Raw genomic sequence first — 20,916 nt, forward strand, 5'->3', positions numbered from 1 at the left:
ATGTGTCCGCTGACCGGCACGATTGCGAGAGCCGTAATCGGGAGACCAACAGCGGCTGGCCTTGCTTGGCCGACAATGGATCGGGGCCATTCGTGGTCAAGTCCCATTCACATTGGCGGCCCTAATCGGAAACGGGCGGGATGGGCGGGTGACAGCCGAAAGGGTTACAGCTCCTTCCACAGCTCCCGCCATGACGGTCTGCGCCACCATCCGCCGGCGTTGCGGGGGTTCATGGCGGCGGTCTCGTCACGGACGTTGAGCGGCGTGGTCGCTAGGCGTCGACGGGCGTTCGCTCTGGCTTGGGTGACTGCGCGGGCGTAACGGCGGGCCAACTCGATCACCGCGGCCGCGGCAAGCATTGAAGCGGCGGCTATAGCCATACCGGTCATTACGCAGCCAGGGCAACTAGGAGCTTGGCTGCTGCGGCGACGGCGATGGCCGAGACGACCACGACACAGCCGGTGCGCGCTTTGTGCTCATTGCAAGCAAGGCGGCAGCCGTGCCACAGCGGGAAGATCATATGCATGGAGAAGATACCGACTCAGAGGCCTGTGAGGTCGATAAGCAGATGGCCGGATGACATCGAATGGGCGAACCAGACTGAAGTAACCAAAATGGAGGCAGTCTGGGGAATCGTCAGCGACCATCTGTGGACGACTGTCGAGCGGTAGGCGACCATGGCAAGGGGACGGTAGCACCTGTCGTCTAGCTCTTGTCGGTTGAACGCTCGGCCCAACAGAGCGATCGGCACGCCATTGGCTGCCAAATGAACGCCGAGGGCCTCGGGGGGTCTGGGAGCGTCTAGGCGGTGTTGACAAGCATGGTTGAGGTATCGCGGCGACAGGGCCGGCAACCGCATCGAGATCGAGCGCGCCTTTAGGAGCGCAACCCTCCCTTCTCGTCCATTCGCTGCTTGTAAGCGCCGAGGGGCTGAACTGGGATCAGGCTCCGACCCGGCGGCACCGTGCAGCCGAGATGTGACACCACGGCGGATCGGGGATCCCAAGGGTTGAAGGGCCGTCGTCCCTGCGACTTTTAGGTCGAGGAACTGCAGCTTCTCGTGCATCATCGATGGCGGCTGGGTGCCGGTCCTCGGATCGGTTGCGACCGGTTGCGACCGGTCAGGTAGTCGATAGTGCGGTCGTGATTCCGCCGAAACAGGCCACCGTCCCCCATGGGGGGACCCGGGGGTGGTTGTCGTGAGCGCTGAGCTTGGTCTTGGTATCGAGCGGTGGCCGCCGACGGTGTGGGTGGAACCGTGGAATGATCCGGACACCGAGGCGGCGGGAGTGCCGTTGCGGACGCCTTATGTGGAGAAGTACTGGACAAGTGTCTTGGGTCCGACGCAGGTGCTGTTGCTGCGCCTGGTGGCCGACCAGTTCGACAAGCACCCCGACGGGTTCGAGATGCGCCTGGCCGACGCGTGCGTTCAGCTCGGGGTGAGCACGCATCGCGGCAAGGGCGCTTTGCGGGCCTTGTATCGGCTGGAGAAGTTCCGGCTGGCCAGCGCTGGCCATGGCCTGTGGGCGGTGCGCCGGGCGGTGCCGGTGCTGTCTCGCCAGCAGCTGATCCGCCTGCCCCACGAGCTGCGGAAGTCCCACAGCCGAGACGCCCAGGCCGCGGTGGCGGTGTGGGACGAGCAGGCCGCCGACCGGGCCGGGCGGGTAGCGCTCGCTATGGCCGCCAAGGGCGAGGCGCGCGAGGCGATAGCCCGTCGCCTGGAGCTGATGCGGGTACCGCCGACAGCATGTGCAGAAGCGTCGAGGATGGCCGTGGAGGCGATGGCGGGCGCACAGCCCGAGAGGGACCAGCCCGCCGTCCGGCGCACAGTCGAAGCCTCGGCGACGGCCGAAATGGCCGGGATCTGATGGCCCGCCCGTCGTGATATTTCCCCGGCCCGGCTGCTTTAACTTTCGTGGCGGTGAGTTGCCCCATCCTGATCTCCAATCGGTCCCACAATCTGTCCCACACTTTTGGAGGGATCGTGCGGCAAATTACAGGAACAGTGTACTATTCCGAAATGACAAAACCCTTGCTGCGCTGGGACTTCAGGAACGAACAGGGGCAGCCGGGAACCCCCGAGAACATCAGGAAGCGCCCACGGCAGGATTCGAACCTGCGACCTTGGACTTAGGAGGTCCCTGCTCTGTCCCGACTGAGCTACGTGGGCGGGTGTAGAGGCATTACTGCCCACAATCCGCTGAGTGACGAATTCTAGGTTGACTAGGAGGATAAGGGGCGTTCGCTTCAGCAGTCTGCAGGATTCACGCAATGTCGGTTAGCAAATCCTTACATAGAGTTGACAGTCAATGAACCAGGCACGTTCTCCTGCTTTGCGGGGCGGTAGCGATGTCTTTGACGCGGTGGTTATCGGGGCTGGGGCTATTGGGGCGGCTACGACCCTGGAGTTGTCGCGGCGGGGGTGGCGGGTGGTGTGCGTGGACAAGAATGCGGCGGCGGGATCGGGGTCGACGCTCAACTCGAGCGCGATTGTTCGGTTCAGCTACTCGACGAAGCCGGGGGTTGTCTTGGCGTGGGAGGGCCTGCACTACTGGCTCAATTGGCCCGAGTACATCGGCGTCGACGACGAGAGCGGACTGATTGAATTCCGCCAATGCGGAAAGCTGATGCTTTTGACCGACGACTCCGATCACCCGCAGCGGGTGCGTGCCCTGTGGCAGGAGCTCGACATTCCCTTCGAGGACTGGTCCCTCCAAGACCTCGCCCAGCGTCTTCCGATCTTCGATCACGGCAGCTTCGGCCCCCCGAAGCGCCCTTCAGACGAAGCATTCTGGGATGAACCGGCCGGAAAGCTCATTGGGGCGATCTACTCGCCGTCAGCTGGATATGTGAACGACCCGCAGCTCTGCGCCCACAACCTCCAGAGGGCAGCGGAGGTCGAAGGTGCCCACTTCCGGTTCAACTCACAGGTCACCGACATCCTGCGCTCAGGTGGCCGGGCCGCCGGTGTGGAACTGGACGACGGCACCGAGGTCCATGCACCGGTGGTCGTCAACGTCGCCGGACCCCATTCCAATGTGATCAACCAGATGGCCGGGGTTTACGACTCTATGAAGATCAAGACCCGGGCCATGCGCCATGAAGTACATATCGTGCCCTCACCAGAAGGGTTCGACTACGAGTCGGAGGGCCATGTGACCGCCGATCACGACACCGGGATCTACTTTCGGCCCGAAGTGGGCAACAACATCCTGATCGGAAGCGCGGATCCAGCTTGCGACGAGCCCGACTGGGCCGATCCCGATCACTTTGACGAGACGGTCAGCGAAGGCCAATGGGAGGCCCAGGTGCTGCGCGCCAGCCGGCGCATGCCTGAACTGGGAGTCCCCCACCAGAAGAAGGGCGTGGCCGACCTCTACGACGTGAGCGACGACTGGATTCCCGTCTACGACCGCACCGAGCTCGACGGGTTCTACGTGGCCATCGGCACCAGCGGCAACCAGTTCAAGAACACCGGCATCGCCGGGTGTGTGATGGCCGAATTGATCACCGCGGTGGAAGGCGGCCTCGACCACGACCGAGATCCGCTGGTCATCGAGGGCCGCTACACCGGCCTCCCCATTGAGGTCGGCTTCTTCAGCCGAAACCGCGATCCGGCCAACACCTCGATGAGCGTGTTTGCCTGAAAAGATCTAAAAGTAACTGAAACTAGGTCAAGCACAATAGCCTGACCGGAAGGGTGGCTCGGCCCACCCGGTCCGGTCCTTCAACCTCGTACTCGGCACCGGACCGGGATCGGGCCGAGTCCACCCTACCCCATCGATGCTGGGCCTTCTACCCTGCCTTTAGACGTAGTCCTCGTACTTGTCCAGGTGGCGGGTGGGGCGCTTGAGGGCGTCTTTGCGGAAGGGGTCACCCAGCTCCATGGTGCACATGGCCTCGATGACGGTGGTGCGGCCTCCGTTCATCTGGGCGTCGATGGCCTTGGTCAGCGCAGGGCCCACCTCTTCGAGCTCGTTCACCCGCACGCCGTCGGCGCCCATGGCCCGGGCCACCTCCGACCAGTCCTCACCGCCGTCGAGCTCGCCGGCCACGAACCGGCGGCCGTAGAAGTCCACCTGATTCTTCTTCTCCGCGCCCCACTGGCGGTTGTGGAACACCACCGCGGTCACCGGGATGTTGTGGCGCACCGCGGTCATGGTCTCCACCATGCTCATGGCCCACGCCCCATCGCCGGCGTAAGCCACCGCGGGCCGGTCCGGTGCGGCCTTCTTGGCCCCGATGATGGTGGGCAGCGCATAGCCGCAGTTGCCCCAGCTCATGGCGGCGAAGAACGACCGGGGCTCCTCGAAGCGCAGGTAGCTGTTGGCCACCGAGTTGATGTTGCCGATGTCGGTGGACACCATCACCCGCTCGGGCATGGCCGCCTCCAGCTCGCGCAGCACTTGGCGGGGATGCATCCAGTTGTAGTGCTCCTCGGTGGCCTGCTTGATCATGTCGACGCTGAAGTCGTCGGTCTCGTGGATCCAGTCGTCCAGCTCGGCCTCCCAATCGGCCTTGTCGTCGGCAATCTCCGCCGCCCGCTGGACCCGGGTGGCATCGCACGCCAGCTCCCGGCCCTCCAGGCGCTGAAGAAGCGCCGTGGCCGCCGCCCCGGCGTCGCCGCAGATGCCCACGTCGATGCGCTTGACCAGCCCGAGCATCTTGTTGTCGGCGTCCACCTGGATGACCTTGGCCTCATTGGGCCAGTAGTCCATGTCGTGCTGGGGCAGAGTGCCGAACGGACCGAGCCGGGTGCCCAGGGCCAGCACCACGTCGGCCCGCGAGATCAGGCGCATGGCCGCCTTGGAGCCCTGATAGCCCAGAGGCCCGCACCACAGGGGATGCGATGCCGGGAAAGAGTCGTTGTGGAGGTAGCTGTTGACCACCGGGCAGCCCAGTCGCTCGGCCAGCGCCACGGTCTCGGCCACAGCGTCGCCCATCACCACCCCGCCGCCGGCCACCATCACCGGGAACGAGGCTCCGGCCAGCAGCTCGGCGGCCTCGTTGAGGGTGCGCTCACCGCCCGGACCCCGATCCAGGCGCTGCGGCGCCGGGATCTCCACGTCAATGTCGCCGTAGAAGCGGTCGCGGGGGATGTTGAGCTGCGTCGGCCCCATCTCTGAGAGGGCCCGATCGAAGCAGCGGCCGGTCAGCTCGGCCATGCGGTGCTCGTTGTTGACGTGGCCCTGGTACTTGGTGAACTCCTCGAACATCGGGAGCTGATTGGCCTCTTGAAAACCGCCCAGCCCGATGCCCATGGTTCCCGTCTCGGGGGTCACGACCACCACTGGGCTGTGGGCCCAGTAGGCGGCGGCTATGGCGGTCACGCAGTTGGAGATGCCCGGCCCGTTTTGGCCGATCACCACCCCGTGGCGGCCGCTGACCCGGCTGAAGCCGTCGGCCATGTGGGCCGCGCCCTGCTCGTGCACCACTGGCACCAGCTCGATGCCGGCCGGTTCGAAGATGTCCATGGCATCCATGAACGCACTGCCCATGATGCCGAAGATGGTGTCGACGCCGTGGGCGACCATGGTCTCCACGAACGCTTCGCTGGGGGTCATACGGGTCATGCCATTGTCCTTTCGTGTAGGAGAATCTTCCATTGAATTGGAATCCGCGTAAAGAGGTAATCAGAGCGCATAGGCCGAAGGGTTGGGCTTGAGGGGACGGGAGTACCACAGGGGCCGGCGCAGACCGTTTGGACCGGGGGCGGGACGGGTCATGGCCAGCCACTCTCGGTAGGCCTTTTTGGATTCGGCGGTGTCCACCACCACGTCGCCATGGGAGTCGCCAGGCTGAGCGGGCGCCACCCTCACCCTCTGATGCCAGCACTGCATGCCCGACACCGGATCGGGTTGCACGCAAAAGGTCAAGTTCTGGTGAACGCCGGTATCGCTCCACCAGATTCGCTCGGTGTCGTCGTCGGCGCTGGCATGGCGTTCAGGGCGGCCCTTGCGGCTGAGCTGCCACTGGGTGCCGTCGTTGATGATCTCGACGTCGCCGCCGGCCCACGACCCGCCGCTTTCAGCATCGAGACGCCAGCGGCCCATGTGATGCGATGCGGCCACCACACCGGGGCGGATGCCCTCGGTTCGCCACGCGCCGATCACGAAGTGGCCGATGCGGGTGGTGATCCGAACCAGGCCGTTCACCTCGATGCCGAGAGCCTCGGCGTCGGAGGGGTGGATCCACAGCGGGTGGCGGTGGCTGAGCTCCGACAGCCATTTGCTGTTGGCCGAGCGGGTGTGGATCAGCGTGGGAATCCGGAACGTCGGCAGAAGGATGCGCTCGTCGCTAGCCAGGTCGAGGTTCTCCCAGTGCACATGCGACGGAATCCAAGTCGGTGTGGCGAATTCAGGCCAGCCCCAGTCGGCCAGCGTCTCCGAGTACAGCTCCAACTTGCGCGAGGGAGTCGGGAACCCCTCCCTGGGCGTGCCGTCCACCTGCACAGCTGGCGACCCGTCCCCCAGGCCGGCCAGCTGCAATTCGGCCAGCTCTTCCGCAGCGCCCGACCACGTGCCCGGGGTGCCGGTGCGGCGATAGACGCCGCTGTCGTCGAGGAGGCAGTCCCCCAGCTCGGCTGGGTCGACCTGGCGTTCATAAGGCAGGTACATGTCGCCGTCAAGGGCGTAGGCGCCCCGGTCGCGCATGAACTCCAGCGCGGTCTGACCGGCGGCTTCGGCATCGTCAGCCAAGCCGGGAACGCCGGAAAACATGCACTCGTAGTACTCGTCCACGCTCATGGGCGTGCCCGGTTGCTGTGGGCTTTCGAACCACCGGCGGATGCCCATAGCACCGTCGGGGTCGATGCGCCACGACAGGTCGATCCAGAACTCGTTCTCCTCCCACACCTCGCCGGGGTTGAACTCGTGGGTGCGCGACTCGCCGGTCACCGCCTCCCCCCGAATCTCGGCGTAGCGGCGCAGCACCGGCTGGCGAAAGCCGATCCAGCGCCCGGCGTGGGTCTCGAAGCTGGCGACATCGTGGCGCTCGGCCCCCACTCCCATGGGCAGCACGTAGTCGGCAAACGCGGCGGTTTCCGACCAGGTGGGAGTGAGGGCCACATGGCAGGCAACCCTTTCGGGGTCCTTGAGGGCCTCTAGCCAGCTGAAGCCGTCAGGGTTGGTCCACACCGGGTTGTACACCCGGCTGAAGTACACCTCGAGGCGGCCCCGGCCCTCGGCCAGGAAGTGCGGCAGCAAAATCGACATCTCGTGGTGGGCCAGCGGGTACTCCTGGGGCCAGCTCAGCTCGTTCCACTGCTCGAAGGGCGGCGCTCCCGGCGGGTGGGGTGCCTTGTACTTGTTCCACCCATTGCCGGTAGTGCCCCCGACGGTGCCCACCGAACCGGTCAACACGTTGAGGAAGAACAGGCAGCGGGCCGTCTGCCAGCCGCCCAGGTTGCCGGCCCCGGCGGCCCGCCAGTTGTGGGACGCGAACTTGGTGGGGTGGGCGCCGATGATCTGAGCGATCTCGATGATCTGGGCCGCGGGCACTCCGCACACCCGCTCGGCCTCCTCGGGGGTGTAGGTCGCGTAGTCGTCGAGCAAGGCGGGGCCCACCGAGTCGAACTCCCTCGGCCGGTGCGGGTGGCGCTCGCGCAGGTAGACCTCCCAGTTGGTCCAGCGCCGCACAAAGTCGCGTTCCCAGGCGCCGTTGAGCACCAGCAGCCGGGCGATGGCCAACAACAAGACGGGTTCGGTGCCAGGCCAGGCCGGCAACCAGTAGTCGGCCTTTGAGCCGGTATTGGAAAGCCGGGGATCAACGCAGATCACGGTGGCCCCCTGAGACTGGGCTTCGACGATTCGCTGGGCGTGGGGATTGAAGTAGTGGCCTGATTCCAGGTGCGACGAGATGAGGAAGATCACCTCGGCGTTGGCGAAGTCTGCCGACGGGCGGTCATGTCCCATCCAACTCTGGTAGCCGATTCGGGCGTTGGAGCTGCACACGTTGGTGTGGCTGTTGTGGCCGTCTATCCCCCAGCACTGAAGCACCCGCTCGGCGAAGCCGTCCTCACCAGGGCGGCCCACGTGGTACATGACCTCGTCGTGGCGACCCTCGGCGATGGCCGCGCGGATACGGCTGCCGATGTCGTCGAGCGCCTCGTCCCAGCTCACCCGCTCCCACTGGCCCGATCCCCGCTCCCCTGCCCGTCGCAGCGGATGCAAGATGCGCTCGTGGTCGTCGATCTGATTGAGCGTGGCCGGGCCCTTGGCGCAGTTGCGGCCCCGGCTGGCCGGGTGCAACGGATTGCCCTCGATGCGGTCGATGCGTCCGGTGGCGTGGTTCACATGGCACACCAGACCGCAGGCGGCCTCGCAGTTAAAGCAAGTGGTGGGCACCAAGGTGTGACGGCGCTCCACCCGGCGGGGCCAGGCTTTGGCGTCCAGCGACACCGCGTCGTGCCAGGTGTCGTGCGGGGGGTAGCTGTGCAGCTCGCTCACCGGGCCGTCCCCTATGACAGCGGGACGGATTGTCCCGCCCGCACGAAGCTGTCTTCGTAGAACCACATGCCCGCTACCGCGCAGATCCCAGCTACCGCGGCCAGCACAGGCCCAGAATCAGCGGCCAGGGCCACCGCGACCAACACTGCCGGAACGGCCAATCCCAACCCCACTCCCCCAGCCCAGAACTGGCGGGCATATCGACCCCGGGTCATAGCGGCCACCGCCGCCTCCACGTGGGCTGTTCCTCGCGACAAGATCTCAGCCCCAATGAGCGCCGCCGTGGCCAACACCCCCGCCAGCAACACCCACTGGGCCACTTCGCGGTCGGGGCCCTCGACGGCAAGCTCCATCACCGCGTAGCCAGCCCCACCCGCCGTGACCGCTTGGGCCAAAAGCGTGGGCAGAACCAAGGGCGTTTGCCACAAGTCGCGGCCCTCGCACTGGGCGAACAAGAAGGCGGTATAGCCCGCGGTGGCCGCCCCCAGCAACGCGGCGGGCGCGGCCAGCACCTGCAACGATCCGATGGAGCCAACCACACCGGCGACGAACCACGCCGCGCACACCGCGGCAAACGCCCCGAGAACCGCGGCGCCTTTCACCAGCCACGAGCGGGGATTGGCCCGAGTAATCAGGTAATAGAAGCGGGTGGGTTGGCGAAGGTCCCACACCAGCAGCACCCCGGTGGCCGCCAAGAACACGCCGGCCACCACCGGCGGCACCACTCCCACCGTGACCTGCTCGCCGCCGTGGCCGAGCAGCACCAGCAGCGCCGCCATTGCCATCATCCCCGCAGCCACCGCCTTGGTGACCAAGTAGCTCGAAACCTTCGCCTTCCAGGTCATCTGGTGGGCCGTGGTGTAGGTGGTGCGGGCCATTACCCCATCGCTGGCGGGTTCCGCGGTCGGATGCGAGGCGGTGGTGTCGGCCCAGATCATCCCGTCATCGGCAATGGCGGTGCTCAGCGGATCGAGCGCCGCCTGGTGGGCACCCCGATAGTGCACCTTGGGCAGCGTGTTCTGCTCGGGAGAGCGCACCGCGGTCTCGCTCCGAGCGATGATCTGGGTGGTCTCATCGGCAGGGTCGTCGAGGTCGACCACCTTGATGGCGTGGGTGGGACACACCACCACGCAACTCGGCTCAAGGCCCTGGTCGATGCGGTGGTTGCAGAAGTTGCACTTGTTGGCCGTATTGGTGACCGGATTGATGTAGATGGCGTCGTAGGGGCAGGCGTTCATACATCCCTTACAGCCGATGCAGTTGCCGTCGTCGAAGTCGACCACCCCGTTGTCGGCCCGGAACAAGGCGTTGGTAGGGCAGATAGAGATGCACGGAGCGTCGTCGCAGTGGTTGCAGCGCATCACCGAGAAGTGCCGGTCGACGTCGGGGAACGTGCCGGTCTCGATGTACTTCACCCAGGTTCGGTTCACCCCGAGGGGCACATCGTGCTCGGCCTTGCACGCCACCGTGCAGGCGTGGCACCCGATACAGCTCTGGCTGTCGAGAAGAAACCCGAGTCGGGTCACACGGCTCCCTCAGCGCTCATCTCGGACTTGCGGGAGAGTCGGTGGATTCCCGCACACAGCAGTTCCACCAAGTGCTCAAAGGTGTCCTCGGGATCATGGGGCAGGGGATGGCCGTCGCCCGACTCAAGATGGCTGAAGCCGTGAAATGCGCTGCGCAAGGCCCGGGCCGCGTGCACCCGGTCCTCATCACTGAGGTCGTAGCCCCGCAACGTCTGGCCCAATACGGCGAGTACCCATTCCACGGCGGCTTCAAGCTCTTGGTCTCCGGCGCACGGGTAGCGGTCGGTTGCGGCATAGATCCCGGGATGGTCTCGAACCATCTGCCGCCAGGCGTGTCCTACGGCGGCTACCGAATCGTCGCCCGACAGACCGACCGCGGCGTCGGCCAGCCTCTGGGCCAGGATTTCCCGGCCCCGCAAGCTGAGGCTGCGCAGGAGGTCGTCATAGCCGCCGATGTGGCGATACAGGGCTGGCTGGCGCACGCCGAGCTCATCGGCAACCCGAGTAAGGGTCAGCCGATCTAGCCCCTCTGCGTCGGCGATCCTGGCCGCCGTAGCGATCACCTTGGCGCTGTCCAGCGGGCTGCGCGCCGATGCTTGGTCGTCGTTTCGACGAGTCATTCGTCCCTGCCTTTTGTCTTCGTTTCAGCTGCAAAAATGCCGATAACGGGCAAGTTAGCAGCTATAGCAAAAATGTTAGAGCTAACTGACATCGTGGCCTCGGCGAGCTGCCTGGTACGCGGCAATCACGGCCACGGTGACGATGTCATCGGCCTGGCACCCTCGGGACAGGTCGTGGATCACCCGAGCGGTGCCCTGGAGCAGCGGACCGTACGCCCGTGCTCCTGCCAGCCGCTCGGTGATCTTGTAGGCGATGTTGCCCGAGTCGAGATCGGGGAATACGAATACGTTGGCTCGACCGGCGACATCGGAAACAGGAGCCTTAGTGGCCGCCACCTCCCGATCCCAGGCCGCGTCGAACTGCAACTCCCCGTCGACGGCCAGCGACGGCATCATCTCGCGCACCTTCTCGGTGGCCGAGCGGACTCGCTCTACCCGGGAACCGCCGGCACTGCCCTTGGTGGAGTACGACAGCATGGCCACCCGCGCCGTCTCCCCCACCAGCTGTTCATGGGTGGCCGCCGTGGAAATCGCGATAGAGGCAAGCTGGTCTCGGTCGGGCTCGGGAACCACGCCGCAATCCCCATAGGTGATGGGGGTCCCGTCGGACAGCACCAGCAGAAAGCAGCTGCTGATGGTTTCGACACCCAGTGCCGGACCGATGCAGTAGAGGGCGGCTCGCACCACATCGGCGGTCGGCCGGTTTGCGCCGCCCACGCAGGCGTCGGCCTCTCCAGCCGCCACCATAAGGGCGGCCACGTGGAGCGGGTCGGCTAGATCGATGCGCTTGCTCCAGGGCGAGGCCTCGGCTTTGGTCTTCACCGCCAGCGAGCAGGAGCCCGAAGGATCGTCGAGCAGCACAGGCTCAGCCAGGCCCTCTTGATCGAGACACTGGGCCGCGTCCCTGGCTCGCTGGTCATCGCCGTCGGCCAACACCACCCGCATGGGCGCGGCCCGCGCCTGGGCCCGCCACAACTCGGTGATCGGGATGCGGCCCGCGGCTGGCTCCGAGTTTGTCAACCCTTGCCCCGCCAGGGGATGAGGCGCTTCTCGGCCATGCGCATGGCGACGTCCATGGTGACTCCGAGGATGCTGATGAGTATCACGGCCGACAACATCAGATCGAGCAGGAAGAACTGGCGCGCCTTGAAGATGGTGAAGCCGAGGCCGGAGCTCGCTCCCAACAGCTCGGCGGCTACCAGTGTGCCCCAGCACACCCCGATGGCCACTCGCAGCCCGGTGAAGATCTCCGGCAGCGCGTTGGGCAAGATCACATGGCGCAGTACTTGGGCTTTGGACGCCCCCAGCGAGTAGGCGGCATGCACCTTGGTGGTGTTGACCGCCAGAACTCCAGAGCGGGCCGCGATGATCATGATCCAGACCGCTGCGAACAGCAGCAGGTTCACCTTGCCCTCCTCGCCGATGCCGAACCACACGATGAACAGGGGGATCAGCGCCAGCGGCGGGATGGGCCGCAGCAGCTCGACGATGGGATCGAAGATGCCCCGCCAGCGGCTGGACAAACCCATGGCCAGGCCGATGGGCACCCCGATGGCCACCCCCCAGAACAAGCCCTTGGCCAAGCGGCTGAAGCTCAGCCACAGGTGCTGCCACAGCGTGAAACCGCTGTAGCCGTTGCGGGCGAAGTCCCAGGTGGCGTCCCACACCTGGCCGGGGCTGGGAAGCACCGACTCGCTGAGCCACTGGGTGTACGAGCACGCCGGCAGCCCGGGGAAGTCCTCGGGGTTGTCGGCCGCTCGGTCGCAGTCGCGCAGCAGGTCACGCTGGCCGTAGCTCTCGTTCTCCGCCAGCCCGGCCTTGACCTCGTCGGAGTAGTCGTACCAGGCCTGGGGCAGTCCCCAGACCCGGGTGGATATGAACCACAGCGCCAAGATCACGATCAGGCTGAAGATGGTCCACCGCAGCGCACCACTCACCTCGGCCGCGTCGCCGAAGGTCACCGTCTTGCGGGTGCTCTGGCCGGTCTTGCCTCGGAACAGCCAGTTGAAGGGCCAGTTGGCCGTGCGATTCTGCTGCTCGATGTTCTCTTTCACGGCGTGCCCGCCTGGTCCTTCTACCATCAGGCACCTCCTCCCGTTCCCATGATCTGTTCTTCCATCTCCCAGATCATCGTGAGGATCTCCTCCCGGGTGTCGATGAACTGCTGGGATGTCTTGAGCTCGCGAGCGTCGGCGGTCAGCGCTTCCTGGGCGAAGGGGAGGCTGTAGGTCCGTTCGATGCGGCCGGGCCGCGGCGCCATCACAAAGAGCTGGTCACCCAGGTACAGCGCCTCCTCCACGCTGTGGGTGACCAGCACGATGGTCTTGCCCGTCTCGTTCCATAGGTTGAGCACCAGGCTCTGCATCTTCTCCCGGGTCAGGGCGTCGAGCGCGCCCAGGGGCTCGTCCATCAAGATGATCTTGGGATCGTTGGCCAGGCACCGGGCCAGCGCCACCCGCTGCTGCATTCCGCCGGAGAGCTCGTACACGGCCTTGTCGCCGAAGTCCTGAAGCCCCACGATCTGAAGCAGGTCTTGCACCGCCTCGCGGGAGGCAGGTCGGGAGCGCCCGTTCATGCGGGCGCCGAAGCCCACGTTGTCGTTCACGCTCAGCCACTCGAACAGCGCCCCCCGCTGGAACACCATGCCCCGATCCTGGCCGGGGCCGGTGATCGGGTCGCTGCCCAGCTTGACGTCGCCGGAGGTCGGGGCCAAGAAGCCAGCGACGATGTTGAGGAGTGTGGTCTTGCCGCACCCCGACGGGCCGAGCAGGGTGAGCAGCCGACCCGGCTCAAGGGTGAAGGTGACGTCCTTGAGCGCCTCTACGCTGCCCCCGTCGGGCAACTCGTACACCATGCCGAGCTCCTCTACAACGAGGGGGCTCTCCGTTTTGGACTCCCGGGCGACCTCCACCTTGGACGGATCGAAGTGCACTTCGGGGCGGGCCAGCGTGAACCACGCCCGGGCGATCACCAGCGCCGCCACCAACAGCATCATGTAGGGAATGGACGAGTCCTCGCGCTGCATGTAGGCCAGCAGCACCGCGATGGTGGCGCTGATGGCCAAGGCGAGCCACACGAACCACGCCGTTGCGGCCTGCCTTTCCTCGTCGGCGCGCCGGTACAGCAGCAGCATGGCCAACAACGCCGCCCCGCCCACCAGAGCGACCACCGGCTGCCATGGCGACGCGGTATCGCGGAACGACAGCACCACGCCCCCGATGATGGCCACACCGGCCATGATCTGGCCGATCAGGATGATGCCGTCACGGGGCTGAGCGGCCCGGTCGGCCCCCTTGAATCGACGGGCCGGCGTAATGGCCAGGTCAACCAGCATCACAACCACCGCCAAGGCGGCTGCGGCCAGCAGTGCCACCGAGAGCCAGTAGGCACCCCGGGCGACCACGTAGGTGAAGCCGTCGTATACATCGGCTAGGCCCTGAACAAACGAATCCATAACGTCCGCCTTTGGCGTAGAGAATCAACCCAGAAGGAACATAGCTGTTCCAGAGTGAGCGCCCAGCGGGGGCGGGCACAGAGGGGGGAGTGCCCGCCCCCGCTGCCGGTGCTCAGTTGACGGCTTCGAGGAAGCTGGTGTCGACGAAGGCGTCGTAGCTGGGCAGTGCTGAGGCGATCTCGCCTTGTTCGACGAAGAAGTCCATCTGGTCCTTCATCACCTGCTGCACAGTCCCGCCGAGCCAGGCGTCCGACAACTGCACATCCTTCTCGGGGAACGAGAAGGCGTCCAACAGCGCAATCGTCGGGGCCCGCTCCATGCCCGCAGCCCCCGCGATGGTGTCGATGAACGGCTCCCGGTCGTCGTTGTACGCCCGGTTGGCGTCCTCAGTCACCTGCAAGAAGCCCGTCAACAAGCTGGGATAGGTGTCGGCGAAGTCTCCGGTGGTGGAGATGATGTCGAAAACGCGGATGCCAATGGCCTCCTGCTCCGACCCGGTCATCACCAGATTTCCGCCGTTGGCGATCATCTGATTGACCGCCCCGCCGAACGCGCACGCCATGGCCACCTCGCCCGAGTCCAGCGCAGCCACCGCGGCCGGGCCGCCCTCAGACTGGATCAGCTCCACCGAGCCGGTGTCCACCCCCAGGTGCTCGAGCATCTTCAACAGCTTGAAATGGGTCACGTTGCCCAGCGGCGTGTAGATGCTCTGGCCCGCCAAGGTCTCCGCCGCGTTATCCGCGGTGATGCCGTAGTCGGGGTTGGCCACGCAGTTGTCGGCATCGGCATAGCTCACCGCCACACCGATCAAGAGCAGGTCAGAACCGCCGGTCACGAAGTTGGCAAACGGCGTCAGACCCTGCGAATAGGAGATGTCGATATCGCCGGCCTCCATGGCCTGGGCCATATCGCCGCCCGACGCGAACGGAATCCAATTCACCGTCAAACCCAGCGCATCGTCATAGGTCTGCTCGGCCTGGGCTACCTGGTTGGCCGTCGGCCACTCCAGGAAATAGGCCACGTTCAACTCATCGGGCTTCGCTCGACCCTCAACGGCCTCGAGGAAGCTGGTGTCGACGAAGGCGTCGTAGCTGGGCAGCGCCGATTCGATCTCGCCTTGGGCGACGAAGAAGTCCATCTGCTCCTTCATCACCTCCTGCACGGTCCCGCCGAGCCATGCCGCAGAAAGCTGCACGTCCCTTTCGGGGAACGAGAATGCATCCAGCAAGGCGATGGTCGGAGCGGTGTCCATGCCCGCAGCCCCAGCGATGATGTCGATGAACGGCTCTCGGTCGTCGTTGTAGGCCACGTTGGCGTCCTCGGTCACCTGCAAGAAGCCGGTGATGATGTCGGGATGCTCAGCCGCGAACGTGCCGGTAGTGGAGATGATGTCGAACACGCGGATGCCGATGGCCTCCTGCTCCGACCCGGTCATCACCAGATTGCCGCCGTTGGCGATCATCTGGTTCACCGCGCCGCCGAAGGCGCACGCCATGGCCACCTCGCCGGAGTCCAAAGCAGCCACCGCCGCGGGGCCGCCCTCAGACTGGATCAGCTCCACCGAGGAGGTGTCCACGCCCAGGTGCTCGAGCATCTTCAACAGCTTGAAATGGGTCACGTTGCCCAACGGCGTGTAGATGCTCTGGCCCGCCAGCGTCTCCGCCGCGTTGGCTGCGTTGATCCCGAAGTCGGGATGGGCCACACAGTTGTCGGCATCGGCATAGCTCACCGCCACACCTACCAACAGCAGGTCAGAACCGCCGGTCACGAAGTTGGCAAACGGCGTCAGACCCTGCGAATACGAGATGTCGATATCGCCGGCCTCCATCGCCTGGGCCATATCGCCGCCCGACGCGAACGGAATCCAATTCACCGTCAAACCCAGCGCATCGTCATAGGTCTGGCGGGCCTGGGCCACCTGGTTGGCCGTCGGCCACTCCAGGAAATAGGCCACGTTCAATTCGTCGAGCACCATCTCGTCGGGCGCAGCCGGGGCCTCGGGGGCCGCGGTGGCCTCGGGGGCCGCGGCGTCGTCGGGAGCGGCATCGTCGGCGTCGTCGTTGCCGCAGGCCGCGACAATCAACCCCATCACCATTAGTAATGCCAGTAGTCGCTTCATATTGGTTCCTCCATCTCGATGGATTTTTCTTGCCTCATTTCAAGGCCTTGAGCCAACCGCCCACGCGGTTGAACACCTGGTCGACCCGGCTCAGCAGGTCATCGATCACTTCAGCGTCGGCCACCAGCGGCGGCGAGATCATCAGCATGGCCGCGCCCCGAGAATCTGGTCGCACCAGCACCCGCGCCTCTTTCACAAATCGGTCCAGTGCCCCGCCGGGCAGCAACGAGGCGAACTCGTCCTCGGTCAGGTCGATGCCCCGCTCCCGGTCCCGCATCAACTCCACGGCGTAAAAGAACCCCGTTCCCCGCACCTCTTTGACGCAGGCATGGGCCGCCATCAGGGCGCGCAGACCGTTGAAAAGGCGGTCTTCGTGGCGCAGCACCCCGGACAAGACGTTCTCGTCGCGCAGCGCCGTCATGTTGGCGGCCGCCACCGCAGTGGACACCGGATGGCCGCCGAATGTGGATCCGTGGACATACATGGCCAACGAGGACTCCCACACACGTTCAATGAGCGGGCTCTTAACGACGAGGCCGCCCAAGGGCACATAAGCGCTGGTGACGCCTTTGGCGAAGGTGATCAGGTCGGGCTCAGCACCGAAGCGCTCACTGCCGAACCAGTGCCCGAGCCGCCCAAACGAGTTGATTACCTCATCGGCACACAGGAGCACCCCGTAGGTGTCGCAGATACGGCGCAGCTCCTGCCAGTAACCCTCCGGTGGCACCAGCGCGCCCCGGCCGTTTTGCACCGGCTCGGCGATCACCATGGCTATGGTCTCGGGGCCCTCAGCCAGGATCGCCTCCTCAACGGCGGTCACGCACGGCAGCTCGTGGGCCGCTTGGCCCGGCTCGAGGTGGTACCCCAAGGTGTTGGGCACGTGGCGCACCGGCCCGGCCAGCATCGGCAAGAACGGATCCCGCAGGTTGGGGATGCCGGTCAGGGCGAGAGCCCCGAGCGACGTGCCGTGGTAGGCCCAGTCGCGGGCAATCACCTTGTGGCGCTGCTCATCACCATTGGCCAGGTGGTAGCAGCGAGCGAATTTGAGGGCCGACTCCACCGCTTCAGAGCCGGAGTTGACGAAGAACACCCGGTCAAGGTCCCCAGGAGCGACCGCGGCGATCATCGATGCGGCCTCGATGGAAGAAGGGTGAGCGAAACCCCAGTTGGAGTAGAAGGCCAGCTTGTCCATCTGCTTGGCCGCCGCCGCAGTCAGGTCGCTGCGTCCGTGGCCGAGGTTGGTGCAGAACAAGCCGGCGAGGCCATCGAGGTACTGGTTGCCGTCGGTGTCCCACACGTAGCAACCCTCGCCGCGGTCGATTACCACCAGGTTGTCCGACATCCAGGCATCGCCCCGCGTGAAGTGAGGAACGAGGTGGTGACGAGCCCGCTGGCGGTCATCCGGCATCTGTCCCTCCCATTTCCCCCCGGACGATGTTTGATGGTTGGGGTTAGACGCTATACCAATGAGTTAGAGGGCGCAACAGATCCGCAAGCTTCTTTATTATTGCGGTTATGATCTATGAGAGGGGCTACTCCATCAGCGCGCGGGCCTCGGCAACCACTTTGTCGGCGGTAGGCAGCAGCTGCTTCTCCAGGTCGGCGTTGAAGGGCATGTGGCAGTGGGGAGTGGTCACCCGGGCGATGGGGGCCTGAAGGCTCCAGAACCCGTGTTGGGCCACCACCGCCGAGACCTCCGATGCCACCGATCCCATCTCATGGGCGGGGTCGGCGATGAGCAGGCGGCCGGTCTTGTCCACCGATTCGAGAATGGTGTCGGTGTCCATTGGGACAATCGAGCGTAGATCGATCACCTCGACCGACACCCCCTCGGAGGCGAGCTGCTCGGCAGCGGCAAGCCCTTGGGTGATCGCCCCGGCCACGGTCACCACGGTTACGTCGGTGCCCTCTCGCCGCACGGCAGCCTGGCCCAAAGGCACGATCAGATCGTCGTCGGGCACCTCGCTGCTTTGGCCCCACAGGCTCCGGTCCTCGAAAGTGATGACAGGGTTGTCGTCGCGGATGGCAGCCTTAAGCATTCCCTTGGCGTCATGGGGGGTCGCGGGGGCGATCAGCTTGAGCCCTGGAATGGTCATCAGCGTGGCGTATGGGCGGTCGGAGTGCTGGGCCGCATTGGACACCCCGTACATCATCGGGGCCCGCAGCGTGATGGGCAGCCGGGCCTGGCCGCCGTAGGTGTAAGTCGACTTGGCGATGATCGAGACGATTTGGTCGAAGGCCACGTACATGAACGGGGCAATCAGCATGTGGACGATCGGGCGCATTCCCACCATGGCTGCGCCGGCACCGGCGCCGACAAAGCCCGCCTCGGAGATGGGGGTGTTGCGAACCCGCTCGGTGCCGAACTTCTCGACCATTCCGGTGCAGTCGCCCATCATGTTCCAGGCCACGTCCTCTCCCATGATGAAGACGCTCTCGTCGCGTTCCATCTCCTCGGTCATCGCTTCGGTAACCGCTTGGATGTAGGTCACGGTGCGCATGGGGCTTCCTCCTGCGATCAGCCCGCACTTGGGGCGGGGTTGGCGAACAAATGGGTGAAGGCGGCCTCGGGCGGGGGTGCCGGGCTCTGGCGGGCAAACTCGATGGCGGCCACGATCTCCTCGCTGACGGCGGCGTCGAGGTCGTCGATCTGCTGCTCATCGAATCCCCGTTCCATGAGCACTTGGCGAAACAGCACCAGCGGGTCGCGCTGGGTGCGCCAGTACTCCACCTCCTCAGCCGATCGGTAGTGCTCGGGCAGCCGGCCTATGGCGTGGTTCTCGAACCGGTAGGTCTTGGTCTCAACCAGGCTCGGCCCGCCCCCGCCCCGGGCCCGCTCCACTGCTTCGCTGACCGCCTCGAACACGGCCAGCGCGTCTTGGCCGTCGACGGTCACGCCGGGCATGTCGTAGCCCACAGCCCGCACTGAGATGTCCTCCACCGATATCGCATCCTTGGCCGAGGTGAGCTCGCCGTAGCCGTTGTTCTCGCACACGTACACCACCGGGAGCTTCCAAATGGCGGCCAGGTTCAGCGATTCGTGAAACGTGCCCTGGCTCGATGCCCCGTCGCCGAAGAAGCACAGGCTGACCTTGTCCTCGCCCCGCATCTTGTAGGCCAGAGCGGCACCGGTGGACACTGGGAGCCCCGAGCCCACGATGGAGGTCTCGCCGAGGCTCCCGACGCTGAAGTCCGACAGGTGCATCGACCCGCCCTTGCCCTGGTTGACGCCGGTCTCCTTGCCCATCAGCTCGGCCAAGAGCCGGTCGAGCTGCGCACCCTTGCCGATCGGATGACCGTGAGAGCGATGGGTCCCGACCATCGAGTCGTCGATGCGCAGCGCCATGCAGGACCCGACGATTGATGCCTCCTGCCCAGTGGACGTGTGGAAGGCACCGTAGAGCTCTCCGGCCAACAGGAGCTCCTTGGTGGTGTCCTCGAACTTGCGGATGCGGGACATCCGTCGGTACATCTCCCGCAGGAGATCGTCATCAACTGTGATCATCGGCTCGCCTCTTCTTTCTGGCAACTGCCTTCCGATGGTATTCGGACCAGTGGATGATGGTCGCTAGTCTCGACATTCACATGGCGACCGAGGTGCGGCTCCCCCAGTGGAGCATGGGGATGGAAGAGGGCCAAGTGGTCATGTGGCACAAGCAAGTGGGCGATGTGGTAGCCGTCGACGAGCCCCTGGTCGAGATCGAGGCGGAGAAGACCACCGACGACGTGCTCGCTCCCGTGGCCGGGACCATTCTGGAGATCCTCGTGGCCGAAGGAGAGACGGTGCCTGCTCTGACGGTGCTGGCCCTCATCGGCGAACCCGGCGAAGCACCAGCCAGACCGGTACCAGCCAGCCCGACATCGGACAAGCCCCGCGTGCAGATCACCCCGGTGGCCCGCCGTACGGCCAAGGAGCTCGGCGTCGACCTTGCCTCAGTAACCGGCACCGGGCCGGGTGGGCGCATCACCGAATACGACGTCGTGAGCCATGCCACCGACACTCCACAAGAAGCAGTGGGAGAGCAAACCCCCAGTCCAATCACAGTGCCGCTGACCGGCATGCGGGGGGCCATTGCTTCGCGAATGCACGACAGCATCCAATCGATGGCCCAGCTCACGCTGACCCGCCAGATCGACACCACCGAGCTGATCGCCTATCAGCAGGCCCTGAAAGCTGAGGGAACCGGCGTGTCGGTGACTGATCTGGTGCTCAAGGCGGTCACGGTCGCACTGGGTCGCCATCCCTCCCTGAACGCCACTCTTGAGAACGAGGTGATCACCCAGCACACCGAAGTCCAACTGGGCGTGGCTGTGGCCCTTGACGATGGTCTCATCGTGCCGGTGGTGCGCGACGCTGGCGCTAGGTCGCTGGCCGATCTCTCCACCGAGGTCCGCGAGCTCGCCGAGAAAGTGCGCAGCAAATCGGCCACGCCGTCGGAGGTGTCCGGCAGCACGTTCACGGTCACCAATCTGGGTGCCTACGGCATCGACGGCTTCACCCCGATCATCAACCCGCCCGAAGTGGCCATCCTCGGCGTGGGGCGGGCTGTCGAGGTGCCCATCCGTGATGGCGACGACGTGGCCTGGCGCCAGATGATCACCTTCAGCCTCACCATTGACCACCGGGCCGTGGACGGCGCACCGGGGGCATTGTTCCTTCAGACCCTGGCAGAGACAATCGCCGACCCGGCCGCGCTGAACGACTGAATTCCACCACGTTTTCCAGTTGGAATTTGGAGGCGCGTCGGTA

At 65.4% G+C, this 20,916-nt stretch carries 15 protein-coding genes and 1 tRNA gene; 3 read left to right on the forward strand and 13 right to left on the reverse strand.

Annotation, left to right across the window (positions count from 1 at the left end; all coding sequences use genetic code 11):
- Positions 1 to 164: 164 nt before the first annotated feature.
- The gene (locus ACOGJC_RS05755) at positions 165 to 389 is read right to left on the reverse strand and encodes a hypothetical protein (RefSeq protein WP_419847559.1); all 225 of its coding nucleotides are present in this window, start codon (positions 387 to 389) and stop codon (positions 165 to 167) included.
- An 810-nt stretch (positions 390 to 1,199) separates the two neighbouring features.
- Between ACOGJC_RS05755 and ACOGJC_RS05760 the strand changes: the two genes are divergently transcribed.
- Entirely contained in the window at positions 1,200 to 1,868 is a 669-nt protein-coding gene (locus ACOGJC_RS05760; RefSeq protein WP_419847560.1) for a hypothetical protein, read from the forward strand.
- Positions 1,869 to 2,095: 227 nt separating this feature from the next.
- Here ACOGJC_RS05760 and ACOGJC_RS05765 read toward each other — a convergent pair.
- Positions 2,096 to 2,170: transfer RNA gene (locus ACOGJC_RS05765), tRNA-Arg, on the reverse strand.
- Between the two features lie 139 nt (positions 2,171 to 2,309).
- On the opposite strand from ACOGJC_RS05765, the gene ACOGJC_RS05770 reads away from it, so the two are divergent.
- The gene (locus ACOGJC_RS05770) at positions 2,310 to 3,647 is read left to right on the forward strand and encodes an NAD(P)/FAD-dependent oxidoreductase (protein WP_419847561.1); all 1,338 of its coding nucleotides are present in this window, start codon (positions 2,310 to 2,312) and stop codon (positions 3,645 to 3,647) included.
- Between the two features lie 159 nt (positions 3,648 to 3,806).
- Here ACOGJC_RS05770 and xsc read toward each other — a convergent pair whose 3' ends face one another.
- From xsc to ACOGJC_RS05825, 11 genes are all read right to left on the reverse strand, one after another.
- The gene (xsc, locus tag ACOGJC_RS05775; RefSeq protein ID WP_419847562.1) at positions 3,807 to 5,606 is read right to left on the reverse strand and encodes a sulfoacetaldehyde acetyltransferase; all 1,800 of its coding nucleotides are present in this window, start codon (positions 5,604 to 5,606) and stop codon (positions 3,807 to 3,809) included.
- Positions 5,607 to 5,633: 27 nt separating this feature from the next.
- Positions 5,634 to 8,447, reverse strand: coding sequence for a molybdopterin-dependent oxidoreductase (locus ACOGJC_RS05780; RefSeq protein WP_419847563.1), 2,814 nt, complete (start codon positions 8,445 to 8,447; stop codon positions 5,634 to 5,636).
- Between the two features lie 11 nt (positions 8,448 to 8,458).
- A complete protein-coding gene (locus ACOGJC_RS05785; RefSeq protein ID WP_419847564.1) occupies positions 8,459 to 9,973 on the reverse strand; it encodes a 4Fe-4S dicluster domain-containing protein in 1,515 nt (504 codons plus the stop codon).
- Complete coding sequence (locus ACOGJC_RS05790; protein ID WP_419847565.1) at positions 9,970 to 10,593, reverse strand: TetR/AcrR family transcriptional regulator; 624 nt, start codon at positions 10,591 to 10,593, stop codon at positions 9,970 to 9,972. Before ACOGJC_RS05790 ends, ACOGJC_RS05785 begins: the two co-directional genes overlap by 4 nt.
- Positions 10,594 to 10,674: 81 nt before the next feature.
- The gene (locus tag ACOGJC_RS05795; RefSeq protein ID WP_419847566.1) at positions 10,675 to 11,613 is read right to left on the reverse strand and encodes a phosphate acyltransferase; all 939 of its coding nucleotides are present in this window, start codon (positions 11,611 to 11,613) and stop codon (positions 10,675 to 10,677) included.
- Positions 11,610 to 12,674, reverse strand: a complete 1,065-nt coding sequence (locus tag ACOGJC_RS05800; RefSeq protein WP_419847567.1) for an ABC transporter permease — start codon at positions 12,672 to 12,674, stop codon at positions 11,610 to 11,612. The genes ACOGJC_RS05795 and ACOGJC_RS05800 overlap by 4 nt, the downstream gene beginning before the upstream one ends.
- Entirely contained in the window at positions 12,674 to 13,447 is a 774-nt protein-coding gene (locus tag ACOGJC_RS05805) for an ATP-binding cassette domain-containing protein (RefSeq protein ID WP_419848199.1), read from the reverse strand. Before ACOGJC_RS05805 ends, ACOGJC_RS05800 begins: the two co-directional genes overlap by 1 nt.
- Before the next feature lie 712 nt (positions 13,448 to 14,159).
- Positions 14,160 to 16,166, reverse strand: a complete 2,007-nt coding sequence (locus ACOGJC_RS05810; RefSeq protein ID WP_419847568.1) for an ABC transporter substrate-binding protein — start codon at positions 16,164 to 16,166, stop codon at positions 14,160 to 14,162.
- 34 nt (positions 16,167 to 16,200) lie between these two features.
- The gene (locus ACOGJC_RS05815; RefSeq protein WP_419847569.1) at positions 16,201 to 17,574 is read right to left on the reverse strand and encodes an aminotransferase class III-fold pyridoxal phosphate-dependent enzyme; all 1,374 of its coding nucleotides are present in this window, start codon (positions 17,572 to 17,574) and stop codon (positions 16,201 to 16,203) included.
- 124 nt (positions 17,575 to 17,698) lie between these two features.
- Positions 17,699 to 18,667, reverse strand: coding sequence for an alpha-ketoacid dehydrogenase subunit beta (locus ACOGJC_RS05820; protein WP_419847570.1), 969 nt, complete (start codon positions 18,665 to 18,667; stop codon positions 17,699 to 17,701).
- A gap of 17 nt (positions 18,668 to 18,684) precedes the next feature.
- Positions 18,685 to 19,671: a thiamine pyrophosphate-dependent dehydrogenase E1 component subunit alpha gene (locus ACOGJC_RS05825; protein ID WP_419847571.1), complete on the reverse strand. Its 987-nt coding sequence runs from the start codon at positions 19,669 to 19,671 to the stop codon at positions 18,685 to 18,687.
- 56 nt (positions 19,672 to 19,727) lie between these two features.
- On the opposite strand from ACOGJC_RS05825, the gene ACOGJC_RS05830 reads away from it, so the two are divergent.
- Positions 19,728 to 20,873, forward strand: coding sequence for a dihydrolipoamide acetyltransferase family protein (locus tag ACOGJC_RS05830; RefSeq protein WP_419847572.1), 1,146 nt, complete (start codon positions 19,728 to 19,730; stop codon positions 20,871 to 20,873).
- The last annotated feature ends 43 nt before the right edge of the window (positions 20,874 to 20,916 follow it).

It is taken from the genome of Candidatus Poriferisocius sp. (genome assembly GCF_965204015.1).
In the GTDB taxonomy this organism is placed as follows: Bacteria; Actinomycetota; Acidimicrobiia; order Acidimicrobiales; family Bin134; genus Poriferisocius.

Excerpts from the sequence above, each read along its gene's own strand:
- ACOGJC_RS05755 (WP_419847559.1), bottom strand. The coding sequence starts at position 389 with ATGACCGGTATGGCTATAGCCGCCGCTTCAATGCTTGCCGCGGCCGCG.
- ACOGJC_RS05770 (WP_419847561.1), top strand. The coding sequence starts at position 2,310 with ATGAACCAGGCACGTTCTCCTGCTTTGCGGGGCGGTAGCGATGTCTTT.
- xsc (WP_419847562.1), bottom strand. The coding sequence starts at position 5,606 with ATGGAAGATTCTCCTACACGAAAGGACAATGGCATGACCCGTATGACC.
- ACOGJC_RS05790 (WP_419847565.1), bottom strand. The coding sequence starts at position 10,593 with ATGACTCGTCGAAACGACGACCAAGCATCGGCGCGCAGCCCGCTGGAC.
- ACOGJC_RS05800 (WP_419847567.1), bottom strand. The coding sequence starts at position 12,674 with ATGGTAGAAGGACCAGGCGGGCACGCCGTGAAAGAGAACATCGAGCAG.
- ACOGJC_RS05805 (WP_419848199.1), bottom strand. The coding sequence starts at position 13,447 with ATGGTGTACGAGTTGCCCGACGGGGGCAGCGTAGAGGCGCTCAAGGAC.
- ACOGJC_RS05810 (WP_419847568.1), bottom strand. The coding sequence starts at position 16,166 with ATGAAGCGACTACTGGCATTACTAATGGTGATGGGGTTGATTGTCGCG.
- ACOGJC_RS05815 (WP_419847569.1), bottom strand. The coding sequence starts at position 17,574 with ATGCCGGATGACCGCCAGCGGGCTCGTCACCACCTCGTTCCTCACTTC.
- ACOGJC_RS05820 (WP_419847570.1), bottom strand. The coding sequence starts at position 18,667 with ATGCGCACCGTGACCTACATCCAAGCGGTTACCGAAGCGATGACCGAG.
- ACOGJC_RS05825 (WP_419847571.1), bottom strand. The coding sequence starts at position 19,671 with ATGATCACAGTTGATGACGATCTCCTGCGGGAGATGTACCGACGGATG.
- ACOGJC_RS05830 (WP_419847572.1), top strand. The coding sequence starts at position 19,728 with ATGGTCGCTAGTCTCGACATTCACATGGCGACCGAGGTGCGGCTCCCC.